19 protein-coding genes are annotated in these 19,232 nt (G+C 41.7%); 18 read left to right on the top strand and 1 reads right to left on the bottom strand.

The window, feature by feature from the left end:
* Nucleotides 1–2: 2 nt before the first annotated feature.
* The 18 genes from G602_RS0111295 (at nucleotide 3) to G602_RS28895 (ending at nucleotide 17,327) form a co-directional block, all read left to right on the top strand.
* Nucleotides 3–959 (top strand): beta-ketoacyl-ACP synthase III, encoded by a 957-nt coding sequence (locus tag G602_RS0111295; RefSeq protein ID WP_026659092.1) that lies wholly within the window; start codon nucleotides 3–5, stop codon nucleotides 957–959.
* Nucleotides 956–1,216 carry a hypothetical protein gene (locus G602_RS0111290; RefSeq protein WP_026659090.1) on the top strand — a complete coding sequence of 87 codons (261 nt, stop codon included), beginning with the start codon at nucleotides 956–958 and terminating at the stop codon, nucleotides 1,214–1,216. The genes G602_RS0111295 and G602_RS0111290 overlap by 4 nt, the downstream gene beginning before the upstream one ends.
* Nucleotides 1,213–2,112: a DUF561 domain-containing protein gene (locus tag G602_RS0111285; RefSeq protein WP_026659089.1), complete on the top strand. Its 900-nt coding sequence runs from the start codon at nucleotides 1,213–1,215 to the stop codon at nucleotides 2,110–2,112. The genes G602_RS0111290 and G602_RS0111285 overlap by 4 nt, the downstream gene beginning before the upstream one ends.
* Entirely contained in the window at nucleotides 2,109–3,071 is a 963-nt protein-coding gene (gene fabD, locus G602_RS0111280; protein ID WP_242835588.1) for an ACP S-malonyltransferase, read from the top strand. Before G602_RS0111285 ends, fabD begins: the two co-directional genes overlap by 4 nt.
* Before the next feature lie 2 nt (nucleotides 3,072–3,073).
* Nucleotides 3,074–3,805 (top strand): 3-oxoacyl-[acyl-carrier-protein] reductase, encoded by a 732-nt coding sequence (gene fabG / locus G602_RS0111275; RefSeq protein WP_026659087.1) that lies wholly within the window; start codon nucleotides 3,074–3,076, stop codon nucleotides 3,803–3,805.
* Nucleotides 3,802–5,076 (top strand): beta-ketoacyl-ACP synthase II, encoded by a 1,275-nt coding sequence (gene fabF / locus G602_RS0111270; RefSeq protein WP_044931892.1) that lies wholly within the window; start codon nucleotides 3,802–3,804, stop codon nucleotides 5,074–5,076. Before fabG ends, fabF begins: the two co-directional genes overlap by 4 nt.
* Before the next feature lie 209 nt (nucleotides 5,077–5,285).
* Nucleotides 5,286–5,744, top strand: a complete 459-nt coding sequence (fabZ, locus tag G602_RS0111265; protein ID WP_044931891.1) for a 3-hydroxyacyl-ACP dehydratase FabZ — start codon at nucleotides 5,286–5,288, stop codon at nucleotides 5,742–5,744.
* 79 nt (nucleotides 5,745–5,823) lie between these two features.
* Nucleotides 5,824–6,285, top strand: coding sequence for a MarR family winged helix-turn-helix transcriptional regulator (locus tag G602_RS0111260; protein ID WP_026659084.1), 462 nt, complete (start codon nucleotides 5,824–5,826; stop codon nucleotides 6,283–6,285).
* Between the two features lie 5 nt (nucleotides 6,286–6,290).
* Complete coding sequence (locus tag G602_RS30400) at nucleotides 6,291–6,443, top strand: hypothetical protein (RefSeq protein WP_155829826.1); 153 nt, start codon at nucleotides 6,291–6,293, stop codon at nucleotides 6,441–6,443.
* A 13-nt stretch (nucleotides 6,444–6,456) separates the two neighbouring features.
* A complete protein-coding gene (locus G602_RS0111250) occupies nucleotides 6,457–7,527 on the top strand; it encodes an NAD(P)H-dependent flavin oxidoreductase (protein WP_026659083.1) in 1,071 nt (356 codons plus the stop codon).
* A 735-nt stretch (nucleotides 7,528–8,262) separates the two neighbouring features.
* Entirely contained in the window at nucleotides 8,263–8,937 is a 675-nt protein-coding gene (locus G602_RS0111245) for a polyphosphate polymerase domain-containing protein (protein ID WP_026659081.1), read from the top strand.
* A gap of 82 nt (nucleotides 8,938–9,019) precedes the next feature.
* Nucleotides 9,020–9,691, top strand: coding sequence for a DUF4956 domain-containing protein (locus G602_RS0111240; RefSeq protein WP_026659080.1), 672 nt, complete (start codon nucleotides 9,020–9,022; stop codon nucleotides 9,689–9,691).
* 18 nt (nucleotides 9,692–9,709) lie between these two features.
* The gene (locus G602_RS26280; RefSeq protein ID WP_049945187.1) at nucleotides 9,710–11,770 is read left to right on the top strand and encodes a CotH kinase family protein; all 2,061 of its coding nucleotides are present in this window, start codon (nucleotides 9,710–9,712) and stop codon (nucleotides 11,768–11,770) included.
* A gap of 164 nt (nucleotides 11,771–11,934) precedes the next feature.
* Nucleotides 11,935–13,137 carry a Gfo/Idh/MocA family protein gene (locus G602_RS26275; protein WP_049945186.1) on the top strand — a complete coding sequence of 401 codons (1,203 nt, stop codon included), beginning with the start codon at nucleotides 11,935–11,937 and terminating at the stop codon, nucleotides 13,135–13,137.
* A gap of 20 nt (nucleotides 13,138–13,157) precedes the next feature.
* A complete protein-coding gene (locus G602_RS30395; RefSeq protein ID WP_155829824.1) occupies nucleotides 13,158–13,301 on the top strand; it encodes a hypothetical protein in 144 nt (47 codons plus the stop codon).
* Nucleotides 13,302–13,322: 21 nt separating this feature from the next.
* A complete protein-coding gene (locus tag G602_RS0111220) occupies nucleotides 13,323–14,021 on the top strand; it encodes an MgtC/SapB family protein (protein WP_026659079.1) in 699 nt (232 codons plus the stop codon).
* A 330-nt stretch (nucleotides 14,022–14,351) separates the two neighbouring features.
* Nucleotides 14,352–15,887 (top strand): hypothetical protein, encoded by a 1,536-nt coding sequence (locus G602_RS0111215; protein ID WP_026659078.1) that lies wholly within the window; start codon nucleotides 14,352–14,354, stop codon nucleotides 15,885–15,887.
* A 48-nt stretch (nucleotides 15,888–15,935) separates the two neighbouring features.
* Nucleotides 15,936–17,327, top strand: coding sequence for a leucine-rich repeat domain-containing protein (locus G602_RS28895; RefSeq protein WP_049945185.1), 1,392 nt, complete (start codon nucleotides 15,936–15,938; stop codon nucleotides 17,325–17,327).
* A gap of 163 nt (nucleotides 17,328–17,490) precedes the next feature.
* Here the strand turns inward: G602_RS28895 and G602_RS0111205 are convergent, their stop codons facing one another.
* Nucleotides 17,491–19,059, bottom strand: a complete 1,569-nt coding sequence (locus G602_RS0111205) for an ATP-binding protein (RefSeq protein ID WP_049945184.1) — start codon at nucleotides 19,057–19,059, stop codon at nucleotides 17,491–17,493.
* Nucleotides 19,060–19,232: the final 173 nt, after the last annotated feature.

Genomic DNA, 19,232 nt, shown 5'->3' with positions numbered 1-19,232 from the left:
ATATGGAAAATATAGAGATAATCGGAACCGGAATGGCGGTTCCATCCAAGGCCATCACTAATGACGACCTTGCAAAGATAGTAGATACCAGCGACGAGTGGATAAGTACAAGAACAGGTATAAGGAATCGTTTTTTTTGCAGAGAGGATGAGTGTGCCAATTCTCTTGCTATTGAGGCGGCAGGTAAAGCACTTGAGGATTCCGGTCTGAATGCAGAGGATATCGGAGTTTGCATATGTGCAACTGTTTCCGGAGATTTTGCAACACCAAGCATGGCCTGCATGGTTCAAAGACATTTGAGACTGCGGGAAAACATACCATCCTTTGACATTAACGCAGCATGCAGCGGCTTTTTATACGGAATAGAAGTTGCAAGAGGACTCCTAAACGGCACCGGAGAAAAATATGCACTTGTTGTCGGATGCGAGCAGCTCTCAAAGCTTCTTGATATGACCGACAGAAGTACCTGCGTGCTCTTCGGTGATGGTGCGGGCGCAGCGGTAATAAGGCTGTCGAATGAAAAAATCTACGCATCGACACTTGGCACAAGAGGCGGCTATGAAATCATGGCTGAAGGACCGGGAAAAAAGCCCAGCCATCTCAGAATGGATGGCAAGGAAGTTTTCAAATTCGCAACCACCATTATACCTAAGTGTATAGAAGAGCTTAAGGAAAAAAGCGGTCTTGGAATTGAGGATGTTGATAAGGTTATCTGTCATCAGGCAAACGAGAGAATCATAGATTTTGTCGTAAGAAGAATGAAGGCGGATCCTTCCAAGTTTTACAAAAACATGGATCGATACGGAAATACCAGTGCGGCATCAGTACCGATAGCTCTTGATGAGCTTGTGAAGAAGGGCGAAGTGAAAAGCGGAGACCTTCTTCTGATGGTTGGCTTCGGAGGCGGACTTACCTGGGCCGGAGCACTTATCCGCTACGCCGGGAGGAAGTTATTATGAATACAAATATAAAGTATTTCCTGGCAGGAGAGATGAATATAAATCCTTCTTTGGCAGGAGAGATGAATAAAAATCTTTCTTTGGCAGGAGAGATGAATAAAAATCTTTCTTTGGCAGAAGAGATGAATAAAAATCTTTCTTTGGCAGAAGAGATGAATAAAAATCTTTCTTTGGCAGGAGAGATGAATAAAAAAATAAAAGCCTTCCCCCACTGGGGGAAGGTGTCAGCGAAGCTGACGGATGAGGGGACACTATGAAAAAACTTAACGAAATACTCGGAACCGAATTCCCCATCATCCAGGGCGGCATGGCCAACATCGCCACAGGTTCCTTTGCTGCAGCCTGCTCAAATGCAGGAGCGCTGGGACTAATCGGTGTAGGTGGAATGACGCCCGAGATGCTAAGGGAAGAAATCAGGATATGCAAGAGCAAAACTGACAAGCCTTTTGGCGTAAACATAATGCTTATGCATCCTGCCGCAGATGAGTTTGCGGACATTGTTGTGGAAGAGGGCGTAAAGGTTGTCACAACCGGAGCCGGAAACCCTGCAAAATACATGGACAAGTGGAAGGCAGCAGGAATAACGGTTATCCCCGTAGTTGCAGCGCCCATACTTGCAAAAGCTCTTGAAAAAAGCGGAGCTGACATGATAATCGCAGAGGGCTGCGAGAGCGGCGGACACGTCGGTGAGATGACTACAATGACACTTGTTCCACAGACGGTTGATACAGTAAGCATTCCTGTTATTGCAGCAGGTGGAATCGCAGACAGCAGACAGGTAAAGGCAGCCTTTGCACTTGGTGCTTGCGGAATACAGGTGGGGACATGTCTTCTTGCAAGTAATGAATGTCCTATTCACGACAACTATAAAAAGGCAGTTGTTAAGGCAAAGGGCACAGATGCCATCGTAACAGGAAGAATAGGCGGAACACCCGTCAGAGTTCTTAAGAACAAGATGACACGTGAATACATCAAGCAGGAAAAGGCAGGAGCAGATGCCATGGAGCTCGAAAAATTCACACTTGGCAGCCTTAGAAGAGCCGTCTTTGATGGCGACACCGATACCGGAAGTCTTATGGCAGGTCAGACCTGCGGACAGCTTAAGGAAATAAGGCCTTTGAGAGATATTTTTGAGGAGCTGATGAGGGTATGAATTCAAATATGAAAACAGCATTTTTATATGCGGGACAGGGCAGCCAGCACAAGGGCATGGGCGAGGACCTTTACCGCGATTTTGATGAATTTAAAAACGTTTTTGACAAAACAGATCTTCCGTTTGACTTAAAAAAAATGTGCTTTGAGGATCCTGAGGAAAAGCTTAGTAAGACTAAGTATACTCAGCCCTGTATGGTAGCTTTTGCCGCAGGTATTACAGCGATCCTGAACAAAAACGGAGTAAAACCGGATTACCTTGCAGGTCTTTCACTTGGTGAGTATTCTGCACTTCAGGCATCCGGAGTATGGGATGCAGAGACCGCGATTAAGCTTGCTGCCTTCAGAGGAAATGCCATGACAAAAGCAGCAGAAGGTGTTGAAGCAGGCATGTCTGCAGTTATGGGGCTCTCAAGAGATGAGCTGCAAAAGTGTGTGGACGAAGCACAGAGCGAGGGCGTTGTGTCTATCTGTAACGACAACTGCCCCGGACAGATCGTAATCGGAGGCGAGAAGAAAGCAGTCGATAAGGCAGCTGAGCTTGCAAAGGAAAACGGCGCAAAAAGATGCATGCCACTTAATGTAAGCGGACCTTTTCATACAAAATTCATGAGCCCCGCAGGAGAAGAACTCAAGGAATATTTCAAGGACATAAAGTTTAACGACGAACAGATTCCGGTTGTGTTTAACGTCACTGGATCGGAGCGTTCATCAGAGGAAACTGTTCCGGAGCTTCTTGAAAAGCAGGTTCAGAGCGGTGTTAAGATGACTCAGACAATAGAGTATCTTCTTGATAACGGCGTTCGCAGATTTGTAGAAATCGGCCCCGGCAAGGCTCTGACCGGATTTGTAAAGCGCACCGCCAAAGAGAAGCAGGTTGAAGATATTGAATGCATCACTCTTGAGACATCAGAGAGTATTAAAGATTACCTTGAAAAGATTCGGAGTAGAAGGACGTAAATATGACAAGAACAGTAATTGTAACAGGGGGGAGTCGCGGAATAGGCCGGGAAATCGCAGTGGGATTTGCAAAAAAAGGCTACAACGTGACCATCAGCTATGCAGGGAATGACAGTGCAGCTGCTGAAACAGAGAAGCTCTGCAAGGATAACGGTGCTGCTGAGGTTGTTCTTTTCAAGGGTGATGTCGCAGACGAGAAAGCCTGTGAAGAGCTTGTAAAGACAACTGCTGAAAAGTTCGGCCAGATTGATGTACTTGTAAATAACGCAGGTATCACAAGAGACGGACTTCTTGCAAGAATGAGCGCAGAGGATTTTGACAGCGTTATAGCAACCAATCTTCGCGGAGCATTTTTAATGAGCAAGCTTGTGACAAAGTCCATGATGAAGCAGCGTTACGGAAGAATAGTAAACATCTCAAGTGTTGTCGGAGTTCACGGAAATGCAGGTCAGGCCAATTACAGCGCAAGTAAGGCAGGAATTATAGGCATGACCAAGAGCATAGCCAAGGAACTGGCATCAAGGAACATCACAGTAAATGCTGTTGCTCCCGGAATGATAGCAACTGACATGACGGCGGTTCTTACAGATGCGCAGAAGGAAAAAATCAATTCATCCATTCCCGCAAAGAGAATGGGAGAACCTGCAGATGTCGCAAATGCTGTTCTTTTCCTTGCAGATGAAAACAGTAGTTACATAACCGGTCAGGTATTAGGCGTAGATGGAGGGCTATGATGAGAAGAGTAGTAGTAACAGGTCTGGGAACCGTAAACCCGACCGGTAATTCTGTTAAAGAGAGTTGGGCAAGTGTTAAGGAAAGCAAGATAGGAATAGGTAAAATAACTTCCTTTGATACCACTGATTACAAGGTAAAGGTGGCAGCAGAGGTCAAGGATTTTGAGCCTGCCACAAAGCTTGATAAAAAGGAGCTCCGTCATATAGCGAGATTTACACAGCTTGCAATGTATGCTGCAGAGGAAGCTATTGAGGATGCGGGACTCTGCAAGGAGGAGGACGGAAGCTATAAATTCGATACCAAGGTTTCCGAAATTCCCGCAGACAGATGCGGAGTAATCGTTTCAAGCGGAATCGGCGGACTTGATGAGATTGAAAAGAACGATCAAAAAGCACAGACAAAAGGCTACAACTTTGTAAGTCCCTTCTTTGTGCCCATGGCTATCTGCAATATGGCAGCAGCCAGAATCGCTATTGCACACGGCTTTAAGGGAATGTGCACCTGCCCGGTAACGGCATGTGCAGGTGGAAGTAATGCCATCGGAGATGCGTTCTTCAGAGTAAGAGACGGATATGAGGATGTCATGATCTGCGGAGGAACAGAGAGCAGCATCACACCGCTCGGAATCGCAGGCTTCCAGAACATGAAGGCACTTTCAGATACCGAGGACCCGGAGAGAGCAAGCATTCCTTTTGATAAAAACAGAAATGGTTTTGTCATGGGTGAAGGTAGCGGAATACTCGTACTTGAGGAGTATGAGCATGCAGTAAAAAGAGGTGCTCACATCTATGCCGAAATAGTAGGCTATGGCAGCAACTGTGATGCATACCACATCACATCTCCTTCACCTGACGGACAGGGCGGCGCAGCCTGCATGAAACTTGCAATCAAGGATGCCGGAATTGATGAAAAAGACGTGGATTACATCAATGCCCACGGCACATCCACAAGTCTTAACGACAAGTATGAGACCGCAGCAATTAAGTCAGTGTTCGGAGATTATGCAAAGGACCTTTATGTTTCCAGCACAAAGTCAATGACAGGACATCTTCTTGGTGGTGCAGGAGGAGTTGAAGCAGTATTTTCCGTAAAAGCCCTTGAGGATGGTTTTGTTCCTGCAACCGTAGGGCTTAAGGAAACCGAGCCTGAGATGGACTTAAACTACGTTCCCAGAAAAGGTGTAAACGCTGATCTTAAGTACGTCCTCAGCAACAGCCTCGGCTTCGGCGGTCACAACGCCTGCCTTATATTTAAGAGATACGAAAACTAAAGCCTCCCATGGAGCGAAAGAAAAAAATTTAAGTCCCATATGGAGCGAAAGAAAAAAATTTAAGTCCCATATGGAGCGAAGGAAAAATATTTAAGTCCTATATGGAGCGAAGGAAAAATATTTAAGTCCCATATGGAGCGAAGGAAAAAGATATAAAGCCTTCCCCCTCTGGGGGAAGGTGTCAGCGAAGCTGACGGATGAGGGCCCAAATGAACAAATTAGATTTATCACGCGAAACCAAAAATCCACTCACCGCCGAGGAGATAGCCGGCATCATACCTCACCGCTATCCCTTTGCCTTAGTGGACAGAATCATCGATCACGAGCCCGGAGTATGGGCGGTTGGCAGAAAATGTGTCAGCATGGATGAACCTTTTTTCCAGGGACATTTCCCCGGAAAACCAATAATGCCGGGAGTACTTATAATAGAAGCTCTCGCCCAGACAGGAGCAGTAGCAGCTCTTGCCCTTCCTGAAAACAGAGGAAAGATAGCACTTTTCGGAGGCATAAAAAATGCCCGCTTCAAAAAGCCCGTCACCCCGGGAGATGTGCTTGAACTTCGCTGTGAAATGGTAAGATGCAAAGGCCCTGTAGGCGTTGCAGAGGCAGAAGCCCTGGTTGACGGAACAGTTGTAACAAAAGCAGAAATCACATTTTCAATCCTATGATATAATGATGATTGTAGAATTGCTTCAAACGGGGTAATTCATCTTATCGTCAATATTTTATAGAGAAAAAGGATAGAACATGTTTGATTATGCAATAGCCCACATATATGAGAAAATTCGTCTTCACCTTTTCATGAAGGTGTATTCGCGCTTTGAAAATAGAGAGGCTACACTTACCACAGTTGAGACCTTCAGTATGGAGGTCATAATGGCAATGGAGGAGCCCACGGTTGCTCAGTTCGCCAAGATGCTCGACATCTCATCCCCCAATGCAGCGCACAGAATTAAGTGCCTTATGCAGAAGGGATATGTTGAAAAGGTACAGTCCAAGGATGACGGCAGAGAGTACCACTTAAGGCCGACCAAAAAATATCTTGATTACTGTAAAATAAATGATGATTATCTGAAAATCATAATGAAAAGATGTGAAAAAAGATTTTCACCCGAAGACTATCAGAAACTCAACGAGATGCTCGATATCATAAACAATGAACTGATGCCTGAGCTTGATATTAAAGCTTTCAAAGACTCCTTTACGTGATGTCTATGAAAAAGAGAATTCTTGCAGCTGTGGCCTTTGTTTTCATGCTTGTGATAATGATGGCTGTATATTGGAAGATAGGCTTTAGTGATTACAAATACTTCAGTATGGTATTTAAAAAGTACACTGACAGCTCACCCTCCGATTTTGTGAAGTAGTTGAGGAGAGAAAATGAATATCAATGGAAAAGAGCTTCCGCATGGAATAATCCAGGGCGGAATGGGGGTAGGTGTTTCGCTCTCTAATCTTGCGGGCAATGTTGCAAGAGAGGGATGCATGGGCGTTATCAGCTCAGTAAATATCGGATATAATGAGCCTGATTTTATGGAGAAGCCTTTTGAGGCCAATATAAGAGCTCTCAAGGAACACATAAAAAAGGCTAAGGAAATATCAGAAGGAAAAGGTCTTATCGGTGTAAACATCATGGTTGCCGTAAGTCACTATGAGGAGACGGTTAAGGCTGCGATAGAAGCAGGCGCTGACGCCATCATCTCCGGAGCAGGTCTTCCGCTTAATCTCGCAGAGCTTGTAAAAGGAAGCAAGACCTTATTTGCACCAATTGTTTCAAGCAAAAGAGCGGCAATGCTTCTTTGCAAAAACTTTGTAAGAAGAGCAGGAAATCTTCCGGACTTCATGGTAATAGAGGGCTATAAGGCCGGCGGACATCTTGGTTTTTCAGCAGATGATCTTGAGAATAAAACCTGCCAGCCTAACCTTCAGATTCTTAAGGAAGTGAAGGAAGCAATCAAGCCTTTTGAGGAAGAATTCAAAAAGAAGATTTATGTTTTTCTCGGTGGCGGCGTGTTTGATGGAAAGGATATCGCGGAAGCTAAGAAAGCCGGTGCGGACGGAGTTCAGATCGGAACACGTTTTATTGCTACAAAGGAATGCGATGCTGACGATGTTTTCAAGCAGGTAATTGTTAACTCAAAGGAGGAAGATATTCGCATTATTAAGAGCCCTGTCGGAATGCCTGCCCGTGCGATTTACACACCTCTTCTTCAGAATCTTGATAAGGGAAAATCTTTTCTTGCAAAGAGATGTAACAACTGCCTCACAGCCTGCCCCAAGGGAGATAAGGTCCCCTATTGTATCAGCAGAGCGCTCATTGAAGCAGTGCGTGGAAACCGTGAGGAAGGATTATTCTTCTGCGGAGAGAATGCTTCAAGAGTTGAGGGCATTGTGACAGTTAAGGAACTGATCGATGAACTTATGACGGATTATAAATTGAATATGGCATAAATGAAGAGCGCCTGTTACTATGGATGTTCTATTAGTAAGTACTATTATAGAAGATTCATGGTGGCAGGTGCTTTTTGTCTGTTATTTTATTGATACGCCTGGCGTTTGTCTGCGGTAGTTCACCCGATATTTTATGTTTTCTCAAGAAGGGATTAACGATAGGGAGAGATAATTCACCCAATAATCTATTTGTTCTCATAGAGGGTTACGATCAAGCTATATAAGGTCACCCGGAATTCTAAATATACTTTTAAAGGTTTACCATTTAGTTGTGATGGTTCATCCATATTATAAATTTGTTCGCGAGTAGGGTGAATCCAGACAGGGACATACTTCCCGCAAGCCTAAGAAATTCACCCAATAATCAATAATATTTCACAAAGGATTAACTCTAATCAGAAATAGTTCACCCAACAACCTATATCTACTCATAACGGGTTACTACTAGCTACAACTGTTCACCCATAATATGAATTTGTACGCGCATGGGGTGAAATCCAACAGAAACATCCTTTCCGCAAGGATAAGAAGTTCAACCAATACATTTCACCTTCCAGACATTTTTGTTTTAGGTTCATTTTAGGTTAGAAGAATATAATCCTCGTTGTTGAAAAAATGCTGATGCCACTGAGCCAGGTCACTATTTATACTTAGCTCAAGTTAAGGTTCAAAGCAGCATTAAATCAACTACAAAGACTCATTCAACAGTTACAAAACTACAGGGAGGAGCAAGCCGTGCAATTTAGACATGAGTTAAAGCATGAGATTACTGCTTCGGATATGATTGCCATCAGACAGAGGCTCAGGGCGATAGCAATACCTGATCCACACACAATAGATGGAAAATACCTGATACGAAGCTTGTACTTTGACACACCTGAAGATAAAGCACTTTTGGAAAAGCAATCGGGCGTAAGCAGAAGACAGAAGTTTAGAATCAGATATTATAACGGCAACAAGTCAGTCATACACCTTGAAAAAAAGAGTAAGGTCGGAGGGCTTGGCACCAAGGTTTCAGCGCCATTATCCGAAGAACAGGCAGGAAAAATTGTAAAAGGGGATATCGACTGGATGATAAGTGAAGATAATTCACTGATCAAAGAGTTGTATTCCAAAATGGTTGGTGAGAGACTTCGGCCCAGAACAATTGTTGATTATACCCGTGAACCCTTTATATATGGCCCTGGAAATGTCAGGGTAACACTTGACTACAACATCCGAACCGGAATGCTGAATACGGATTTTCTCGATACGGAATGTATCACCCTGCCGGCAGCAGACGGTATATGCATCATGGAGGTCAAATGGGACAACTATTTACCGGAGATAATCCGGGATGCTGTACAACTTAAATACGCTAGAACAGGTTCGTTTTCAAAATACGAAGCCTGCAGGCAACCAATGATATAAACCAATACTGAACCAAGCAAAATCATAATTTTTCATGGCTTGGCTCTAAAAAACAAAAGAGAATGATAGGAGAACTAAACCAATGACTTTTAATGACATCTTTAAATCAAGCTTTCTTGAGAATGTAACCAGCATAAGCGTACTTGACATGGTGATTGCCATGGCGCTTGCTTTCGCAATAGGACTGTTTATTTTCCTGGTTTATAAAAAGACCTATCAGGGAGTAATGTATTCCTCAAGCTTTGGAGTAACTTTAGTAGCACTTACAATGATCACGACACTTGTAATACTTGCAGTAACAAGTAACGTAGTTCTTTCACTTGGTATGGTCGGTGCCCTTTCAATCGTACGATTCAGAACAGCAATCAAGGAGCCACTTGATATAGCATTTTTATTCTGGTCAATTGCAGTAGGTATCGTACTGGCAGCAGGACTTATTCCTCTTGCAGTTTTCGGAAGCATCATTATCGGTGTGATCCTCATGGTATTTGTAAATAAAAAGTCCTACCTCATGCCTTACATTGTTGTTATTAACTGCGACGGACATGATGCAGAGGTTAAGGCATCTGAATACATTAAATCAAAGGTAGAGAGATTTGTAGTAAAAAGTAAGAGCGCTCAGAAGGGTAACTTAGAGCTCAACATAGAAGTAAGACTTAAGGAAGATAACACTGATTTCGTAAATGAACTTGCTGATCTTGACGGCGTAAACAGCGCAGTACTTGTAAGCTACAACGGCGAATACATGGGATAAAAGTATAAAGGAAAGAAAATGACAACAAGTAAAAACATAAACAGAATATGCGTCATTATTACTGCCATAGCTGTGCTTGTTACCGTTCTTTTTATGAATGCAAAGGCCCTTGGAGTATCAACAATAGATACGATTTCCTTTGAGTATGAGACTTCACTTTTTGATGACAGCTATGTGCATACTATTGACATTACTATAGATGATTGGGACGGGCTTATTGAAAATGCCACGTCCGAAGAGTACTCGGCAGCAGATGTAACTATTGATGGGGAGACAGTTAAAAATGTAGGAATACGTGCTAAGGGAAACACTTCTCTTAGTACAGTATCCCAGCTGGATAGTGAAAGATACAGCTTCAAGATTGAGTTTGATGCGTATGAGACTTCCGGTAATTACCAAGGTCTTGACAAGCTATGCTTAAATAACCTGATTCAGGATTACACCATGATGAAGGACTATATCACCTATAAGCTGATGAATGAATTCGGAGTTGCATCTCCTTTAGTCAGCTATTGTTTCATAACAGTTAACGGTGAGGACTGGGGATTATATCTTGCAGTTGAAGCAGTTGAGGATTCCTTCCTTGAGAGGAATTACGGAACAAACTACGGAGAGTTATACAAGCCCGACACAATGTCCATGGGTGGCGGCCGTGGTAACGGTGGCGATTTTGATATGAAAAATGTGGACTTCGATAAGATGGGCATGAAGAATCCGTTTGAGAGAAATGATAGTGATTCAGGAAGCGATGGCGATTCAGAAGGTGGATTCCCCGGTGGTGGTTCCCCAGGCGGTGGCTTTGGAATGGGCAGCAGTGATGCCAAGATCCAGTACATAGACGATGATACTGACAGCTACTCGACTATTTTTGACAGTGCTAAGACGACTATAAATAAGTCAGATAAGAAGCGCCTGATCAGCTCAATCAAATCACTTAATGAAGGAATAGAGGAAGGCGATTCCGAGAAAATCGAAAGTGCTATAGATACAGACGCACTTATGAGATACATGGTAGTTCACAATTTTGTTGTGAACGGTGACAGCTACACAGGAAGCATGATCCATAACTACTATTTATATGAAGAAGACGGACTTATGACAATGCTTCCCTGGGATTACAACCTTGCCTTTGGAACCTTCCAGGCAGATGATGCTTCATCCGCAGTAAATGATCCTATTGATACACCTCTTTCAGTTACTGAAGAAAGTAACGACAGACCGATGTTTTCATGGATTACATCCTCTGAGGAATATACAGAAGAGTACCATGCACTCTATCAGGAATTCCTTGATCAGTTTTACACCAGTGGATATCTGACAGATCTCATTGATACTACCTACGAGATGCTTCATGACTACGTTGACAGAGATCCTACAAAATTCTGCACTACAGAGGAATTTGAGACAGCGGTAGATACCATCAGACAGTTCGTAACCTTGAGATGCGAGAGTATTGAAGGTCAGCTCGACGGAACGATTCCTTCAACTGACTCAGGCCAGGAAGCAGATTCTTCAAATCTTGTTGACGCATCTGCCATTACCCTTAGCGACATGGGTTCCATGGGAGGCGGCATGGGCGGTGGCCCTGGCGGCAGCGGTGGACCGGGCCGTAATGGTGGTCATGGCAGACATGATGAAAACAGTCAGGATGGCTCCGGTGAAAATGCCCAAGGTGGTGATAACTCTACAGGAGATGAAAAAACTGTGGAAGATAACGGTTCAAATGGAAGTGCGCTTGAAGAAATGAGCAGTCCGGAGAGTGTGGAAAGTACAAACAGCTCAGAAAGTACCGATATTACAGATAGTTCTGGCAGTACTAACAATTCCGACAGCGAAAATAACAACTTCCCCGGTGGCAATTTCCCTGGCGGAAATGGAGATTCCGGTAGTGATTCTGCAGACGGAAACAACTTCCCCGGAGGAAATGGTGGTCCGGGTGGTGACTTCCCCGGAGGAGACTTTGGACAAATGTCATCAGTTTCAACAACTGATTATATTTACGCAGGGGGCTGCGTGGCAGCTATTCTTGCAGCAATAGCATTTGCCTTCTTTTTTAAGAGAAAGAGACTACATATTTAAATGAAGACTTCGTATTACGGTTTGAGATTATTCTCTTATCGTAGTACGAAGTTCTTTTTATTTCATGGAAATTGTTCTGAAATTCCTGTGAAACCAAAAGCGATCCGCTATGGATGAGCACTCTCGCGAGTAGTAAAATAAATAGATGAGGAGGTGATAGTAATATGGGTTCAACACAAAAATTTAAAAAGGTTAAGACAGCAGTAATTGGCTGCGGAATGATCAGCGATATATATATACGTAACCTGAAGGAGCTTTTTGATATTATTGATCTGGTAGCGATAGCTAACCGTTCGATGAATGCAGCAAAGGAAAAAGCCGAGACCTTTGGAATAGACAGGGTAATGACAATAGACGAGGTTGCAACTTCTGAGGATATAGAACTTGTTGTAAATCTTACGCCTGCAAATGTGCACTACGAGATAATAAAGAAGATGCTCGAAGCCGGGAAGCATGTATATACGGAAAAGATGTTTACCACAAGGCTTGAGGAGGCCGAGGAGCTCATAAAAATTGCTGAGGAAAAGAAGCTTCAAATAGCGGTAGCGCCCGACACAGTTCTTGGAGCAGGTATACAGACCGCAAGAAATTATCTGGACTCCGGAATTATAGGTGAGGTTACAAGTGGCTTTGTAAGTGTTAATCGCGACCAGTGTCTTATGTCAGAGCTTTTCAGATTCCTGCAGCAGGAAGGCGGGGCAATACCTTACGATGCAGGTATTTACTATATTGGAGCGCTGATAACACTGCTTGGTAGTGTGAAAAGAATTTCCGGTTTTGGCGCACCTGCTCTGTTACATAATAAACAGCTGTTATTTGTGAAGGGGAATCCGGATTCATGGCAGCTTCCCGGAACAAATGTGCTTTGCGGGTCGCTTGAGTTTGAAAATGGGGCACTCGTATCACTTCATTTCAATGGAAATAATGTCGGTGGTGAAAGAACCAGATTTGAACTGTTCGGCACAAGGGGAAACATGGAGCTGGGTGATCCCAATAAATTTGATGGTCCTGTTACTATATCCCTTCCTGAAAATGAGCCGGTAAAAATGCCCTTCACACACGGCTTTAATGGCAAAAATATGCTTGGAGAGCCACGACCTTTTGATGGATACGGCCATCGCGGAGTTGGTGTCGCAGATCTGGCGTATGCTATCAGACAGGGAAGGAAAAACAGACTCAGTAAGGAATACGGCTATCATTGTATGGAGATTCTGCTTGGGCTTGATGAATCGATTAAGACAGGAAAAGTCTACGAGCTAAAATCGAGGGCAGAGGTCGAACCCTTAAAACCGGGATTTTATTCCTCTATGTTTGACGGCATGCTCAGAGCTGATGCGGAGCTGTCACTTATTTATCCGCGGAACTGAGCATAAATATGTGAAAATTCATGGGCGCATATCAGGATTACCGTATTAAGGTTGGCGAGAGCTTTGTGAAAATCCAGGAATACAACCCGAAAAATAAGAAGATTTACAAAGTCGGCGATGAGGTATATCTTAACTTTGAGGACAACACTTTGTACGCACTTTGATAAAAGTATACGGAGTACCATATGACATTAAGCAATATCTACAACTTTCTACAAAGTACAAATAATATGGCAGTCGCGATACGACTGGTCATAGCCACTGTCCTGGGCGGACTTGTGGGCTGGGAACGTCTAGTCAGGCATCACAGCGCAGGTATAAAAACCTTCGCTCTTGTAAGTCTTGGCTCTGCAGTATCCACCGCCCTGAACATCTACCTTGCCATGCTTCCGGGGGTCAGCGCTGATGTAAGCCGAATCCCTGCGGGCGTAGTAAGCGGCATAGGTTTCCTTGGCGCAGGAACAATCCTCGTCACAGGAAAAAAGCAGATTAAAGGACTATCCACAGCCGCATCACTCTGGGTTACAGCCTGCATGGGTATGGCAATCGGCGGCGGATACCTCGAGGTCGGAGTGGCAGGATTTTTACTGATAGCATTCTCTAACTCAGTGCTGCTTCGTATAAGTAAGCACGTTGAGGAAAAGAGCAAATTTATGAGCATTTACATCGAGGTCACCAAGGATCAGGGTGTAACAAAGCTCAGTAAGGAAATCGATAAACAGGGCTTCATGATTATCAGTATGAACAAGAGCAAGGAGAAAACCCTTAGATCTTCCGATACAGGACTCTTTATCGATCTTGAACTTGACGCAAGTCGTCAGCACAATTCAATACTCCAGATATTCAATTCCCTTGACTACGTAAATTACGTGGAAGAGGTATGATGGTGGAAATGTAAAATACCCGGAGCAAAATTGAAAATGCTTCGGGTATTTTTATGCTTTCAACTATGGCAATTATTAAATTTTTATTTCGAAAATTAATAGTATTATTAGATATTTTTCTTCAAATGTGAACAAAGTGTGTTTTTATCACGAATTATCGATTAATGTAATTATAAACTTTTTATAAAATATATAAAAACTGCCAGAAGGGGTATTTTTACTGGAGTTGACGGTGATGATAACGAGGCGGTAAGATAGTTAATGTCACGGATATATGTCAGATTTATCGGTATGACGTATATCAAAAAAGTTTCGTATGGAGGGCAAAAGATGAATATTAAGAAATTATCAGCAACGCTACTTGCAACCACTCTTGCAGCAGCGTTTGCACTGGCACCCGTAACTGAGGTAAAGGCAGCACAGCAGCCGGATTGGGTACGCGAATTTGATGCTAATGGGAATCCTATTGACGTGATTGATAGGAATGTCAAGAAGGTTAGGGTAGAAGGCGTATCAACAGGAGATGAAGCGAGTCTATTAAAGGCTAAAGCGGATTTGTTAAATAAGGCCGTAGCTCAGGGAATACTCGAGGAAACAGATAGAAATGACTATGATTATTATATTGAACTTGAAGATGGCGAAAAGACAGTAACTAAGTATTATAAATTTATCAATGAAGGATGGAGTGAGGATGACGATGAGCGTGTATCAGATACGTCTTCTGATGGGAAAACTATCAGACTTACTTATTCATTTTACTATACGGAGTTCAAGAACAGTATAACGGGTGAGACTTCATTTGATTTGAATGCACTTAAAGGTCAGGGGTATACAGAGTCGCAGAAGATAAATGCTTATCCTGAGAAGGTAAGGGTTTATACAGGTGGAACGAATATAGTTTATGTAACGCTTGGCAGTGGTAATATTAAGCTTAAGAAAGTAAAATCTTCTAACAAAAAGGTTATCAAGGCAAAAATTGTAGAAAACGAAGAATATACTACAACCCAAAATTACACTTTCAGAAAAGATTCAAAGGGATATTATTATGAGTCAGTGGCAGGTGAAAAAGTTTACGTTTCATCACCAACTGATAAAGTTAATATGTCACGAGCTAAAGTGGGCATTAAGTTATATGGTGTTAAGGATGGAAAAGCAACAGTAAGCTTTGATATCTATGATATTAACGGCAGTAAGACAGGGAAAGGAAAAATCACTGTTGTTTCTGATACTAATCTACCAATAAAGGATATTACTTTTGGCGGACAGTCACTTGAGCAGGGAGTTAAGATTGGTGAGACAAATAATAATTACATTTATAAAGGAAAGGATTTTAACACTTTCTATGCATACACCAAAAAGAAGAGCGGAAAGCTTAAAGTGACTACAAGTAAGGATTATAAGATCGAAAGAATTCAGGTTGGAAAACTTGAAAAGTATAATTGGAATACTTCACAGATTCCTGGTTACGATTCTTACTACAATTATAATACAGGTGATAGATCTGAAAATAATTCGTTAAAAATTGAAACAACAAAACCTCATCCTGTTGATTTAAATGGCGATGGTGATTTTAAAGATATAGTAAATGGAATGGACGAATCGAAAGTTGAATTCCGCTTTAAGACTGTAAAGAATGGAAAGAAGATAAAGCTTTCAAAGATACCTTCTTATACTACATTTTCTGCAGATGATTCAGAGTCATATGCTAATAATCAGGATCTTAATTTCTCAAATTCATATAAGTATAACAATAAAAAGGCTATGGCGGTTGCGCCTACAGCTATTAGAGTTACTCTATTCAATAAGGTTACAAAGGAATATGAGATTTACACATATTATATCAATTTGAAGATTAAGAAGTACTAAAAGTGATCGGAAGCATAGTTGAAATGAATTTTTATGGAGGTTTTATATATGAATAAGAGAATATTGGCTCTTGGTCTTGCAGGTGCACTTGCAATGACATCTGTTGTTATACCATGTTCACCTACATCGTTGAGTGTAGAGGCTGCTTATGTGGTAACGAGTGTTAGTCTTGAAGAAAAAAGTTTGACGTTTCCGAAGATTGTTTCAACAACAAGCGGAGAAGAAAAATATGAAAATTGTGCTTTTGCAGTAGGTGAGAAAAGGACAGCTGTAGTGTCTGGTAAGGTTATAACGATGACAACAAATAATCTAAGCGATGATAGAGTTGTTTATTATGATATGCGGGATGATAAATTTGTTGATGAGCCCAACCAGGATACGATTTCAGTCTATCATGTGAAACTTAGTGATCTTACTAATTGGCGTAGTGATACTGAAAGTGTGGCAACTGTAGAAAATGGTGTTGTAACTGCTAAAGACGTAGGACGTGCTTTGATAGAAGCAGATTTTACTTATAAAGATGAGAATAATGAAGATGTGCCTGTAACTTTCAGTCAAACGGTGGTAGTTACAGATAGAATACCGGGAGATGAATTAATTAGCGAGGAAGTGGATTTAACGATAGGGGATTCTTATACAATTAATCCTACATTCTTTAAGAGTACTATTGATAAAGGCACAATAGACTATGATATTTATGATGTCGAATTTGGCGATGATTATAAGTGGGATGATAATCATGAAGTAATAACAGGAAGTGTTGCTACATTTAATACAAAGACGGGTATACTAAATGTTAAAGATATAGGATATATCGAAATTGATGTTTGGGCGAAGAATACTACAGATGGTAGATGGTATCAAGCGGAATACACTTTTATTATTGGTCCTGCAATAGGTGCTACAGTCAAGGATTGGGATAACACCGGCAAATATACTATCTTGAATACAAAAGAGGTTGCTTTTGCTGGACAGCTAAATGGAAATTCTAAACTGGTTATTCCTGGACGTATTTATATAAAGAATAAATATTACGATGTTGTAGAAATTGCTGATGGTGCACTTGAAGGATCAAATATTAAATCCGTTCTTATTCCTGATTCTGTAAGGAAGATCGGTACCAGAGCATTCAAGAAGTGCAAGAAGCTTAAAAGGGTTGACCTTTCAAGCACTGATGTAACAGAAATTGGCGACGAAGCATTTAGTGATTGCGATAAGCTTAAGGAAGTTATTCTTGATGCTGATAAGATTACCAAGATTGGCAAGAAGGCATTTAAGGGTAAGAAGAAGGGGCGCAAGTACTATATTGTTTCATCTAAAAAGAAAGTACACAAGAAGTTTGTCAAGAAGCTTAAGAAGGCTAAGGCTAAGGGCCAGTTCCTTGAGCAGAATATGGCTGAACCAGAAGCATTTGAAGTTGAACAAGATGAGCGGAGATGATTTCATAAGCTAAATAATTGATTATCATGTTTTTAGCAAGCTTCCATTCATAAGATAATGTTGGGGTATCTCGTGACAAAGAACCAAAAAACATGATAATAAAAGCTCCCGGAGTTATGCAGCTTCGGGAGCCTTTTTTATAATATGTTGAAATTATAGATGATTATTCTGCCACTTCCCACTCAACGAGTTCTCTGCTGGCTGAATCAAATGAAACTCCAATTTTAAACAGCTTTCGGGAATCTGCTTTAAAGGGAAGAGCATAATCCTTAGACTCTATCTGCTGCAATGCGGATTTGGCTGACTCATCTCGTTTGAATTCAAAAAGGTAAATATAATGAGCAGTTTCTACCTTACAATCAATACGCCCAGTATATGTGTGCATCTCACATTGAGTGATTTTCCCTAAAAGTGTAAATACTAAATAAATTACGGACTGGAAGTAGTGCTCAAAAGGATCTGCTTCAACGGTATAGGTTATGTTTGCAAATAAAGCGGTAAGCACATCCATTATTTTATTAAGCTGACCACTCTCAATATATTCATCTAATGTGAAAATGTCTAATCCATTTCCGGGGGTGGCCTTTGGTACGTAAGAGGGCATCAGACTTTCAAGAAAACCGTATTTTACCTCTTCGTTAGGAAAGCACAAAGTATATCGCTTTTTTTGTTTATCATAATCCGCAATGGTTAAGTATCCGGTTTGATAGAGGAGTGGAACCAAATCCAGAGAATCACCGGTATAATCCTTAAGCATGGCTTCACTTGCATAGATTGTCCTATCAGTAAACTTCCTAAGATCAAAGCTACTTTCCTTAACTTTGTCTATTAAATAAGTGGGCGTTCCGGTTTCGAACCAATAAGAGCCAAATTCCTTTGAAAATAGCGCGGTCAACACGCTATAAGGATTGTAGACACCGGCTCCGCTATAATGAAAATGGTAGCCGTCATATTGATGCTTTAACGTGTTCAGGCAATCAGCTTCTGAAAGTTCCTGACGGTTTGCAAGTTCAATGACTTCAGGCATAAAATATGATTGAATATTTTCATCTGTCATTCCGCAAAGTTCAGCATAATCTGCATCAAGAGAGATGTCCTTAAGCTGATTCAAGTCACTGAATATACTCACTTTATGGAATTTTGAAACTCCTGTAATGAAAATGAATTGAATGGATTCGTCAGCTTTTTTTAATCTGCTAAAGAAGCCTTTAAAAACATCCTTAACGTGTTCTTGTAAATCCTTATCATCAATTGTGTCCAAGAGAGGTTTATCATATTCGTCAATTAAAACCACGCTTCTGCGACCGCTTTTTTCTGCTGCAAGTTCAAGCACTTTTTGAAAACGGTCTCCTAAGGTGCGATCCTTGTAGCTATCTCCATAGATGGCTTCCCAATCACGCAGCATACCATCGAGTACGGTTTCTATTGTTGTCTCTTTGTAATTATCCCCATTGAAGTCAAAATAAAAAACGGGATATGGATTCCAGGCATCTGAATTGTTTTCTTCAAGCTTTTCTATTGCAAGTCCGTTAAAAAGATCCTTCTTTCCCTCCCAATATGCTTTCATTGTTGATAATAGAAGGCTTTTTCCAAATCTTCTGGGTCTGCGCAGGAAATAAGGAACATTGTTATGAACAAGCCTATAAATATATTCTGTTTTATCTACATACAGGAAATTATCAGTTCTTAGTTTTTCAAATCCCTGTATCCCAACGGGAAGCTTTCTTTCCACAGAAGCATCCTCCAAACGCATATTGATATAAACATTATGATTACTTTTTTGAACTGACTATACCCACGGGCAAGCCCATGGGGTTCTGATTGGCAAGCGTAGCTTGTAATCGTACATCATTTTCAGACTTTGGAGTTACAAGTGTAAATCTGTTTGAATCAGGACTTTCATTA

This window comes from Butyrivibrio sp. AC2005 (genome assembly GCF_000424145.1).
In the GTDB taxonomy this organism is placed as follows: Bacteria; Bacillota; Clostridia; order Lachnospirales; family Lachnospiraceae; genus Butyrivibrio.
This window is presented reverse-complemented; position numbering and strand designations above follow the sequence as displayed.

What these genes read in the sequence shown, in the direction of transcription:
- G602_RS0111295 (WP_026659092.1), top strand. Translation starts at nt 3, where the DNA reads ATGGAAAATATAGAGATAATCGGAACCGGAATGGCGGTTCCATCCAAG.
- G602_RS0111290 (WP_026659090.1), top strand. Translation starts at nt 956, where the DNA reads ATGAATACAAATATAAAGTATTTCCTGGCAGGAGAGATGAATATAAAT.
- G602_RS0111285 (WP_026659089.1), top strand. Translation starts at nt 1,213, where the DNA reads ATGAAAAAACTTAACGAAATACTCGGAACCGAATTCCCCATCATCCAG.
- fabD (WP_242835588.1), top strand. Translation starts at nt 2,109, where the DNA reads ATGAATTCAAATATGAAAACAGCATTTTTATATGCGGGACAGGGCAGC.
- fabG (WP_026659087.1), top strand. Translation starts at nt 3,074, where the DNA reads ATGACAAGAACAGTAATTGTAACAGGGGGGAGTCGCGGAATAGGCCGG.
- fabF (WP_044931892.1), top strand. Translation starts at nt 3,802, where the DNA reads ATGATGAGAAGAGTAGTAGTAACAGGTCTGGGAACCGTAAACCCGACC.
- fabZ (WP_044931891.1), top strand. Translation starts at nt 5,286, where the DNA reads ATGAACAAATTAGATTTATCACGCGAAACCAAAAATCCACTCACCGCC.
- G602_RS0111260 (WP_026659084.1), top strand. Translation starts at nt 5,824, where the DNA reads ATGTTTGATTATGCAATAGCCCACATATATGAGAAAATTCGTCTTCAC.
- G602_RS30400 (WP_155829826.1), top strand. Translation starts at nt 6,291, where the DNA reads ATGAAAAAGAGAATTCTTGCAGCTGTGGCCTTTGTTTTCATGCTTGTG.
- G602_RS0111250 (WP_026659083.1), top strand. Translation starts at nt 6,457, where the DNA reads ATGAATATCAATGGAAAAGAGCTTCCGCATGGAATAATCCAGGGCGGA.
- G602_RS0111240 (WP_026659080.1), top strand. Translation starts at nt 9,020, where the DNA reads ATGACTTTTAATGACATCTTTAAATCAAGCTTTCTTGAGAATGTAACC.
- G602_RS26280 (WP_049945187.1), top strand. Translation starts at nt 9,710, where the DNA reads ATGACAACAAGTAAAAACATAAACAGAATATGCGTCATTATTACTGCC.
- G602_RS26275 (WP_049945186.1), top strand. Translation starts at nt 11,935, where the DNA reads ATGGGTTCAACACAAAAATTTAAAAAGGTTAAGACAGCAGTAATTGGC.
- G602_RS30395 (WP_155829824.1), top strand. Translation starts at nt 13,158, where the DNA reads ATGGGCGCATATCAGGATTACCGTATTAAGGTTGGCGAGAGCTTTGTG.
- G602_RS0111220 (WP_026659079.1), top strand. Translation starts at nt 13,323, where the DNA reads ATGACATTAAGCAATATCTACAACTTTCTACAAAGTACAAATAATATG.
- G602_RS0111215 (WP_026659078.1), top strand. Translation starts at nt 14,352, where the DNA reads ATGAATATTAAGAAATTATCAGCAACGCTACTTGCAACCACTCTTGCA.
- G602_RS28895 (WP_049945185.1), top strand. Translation starts at nt 15,936, where the DNA reads ATGAATAAGAGAATATTGGCTCTTGGTCTTGCAGGTGCACTTGCAATG.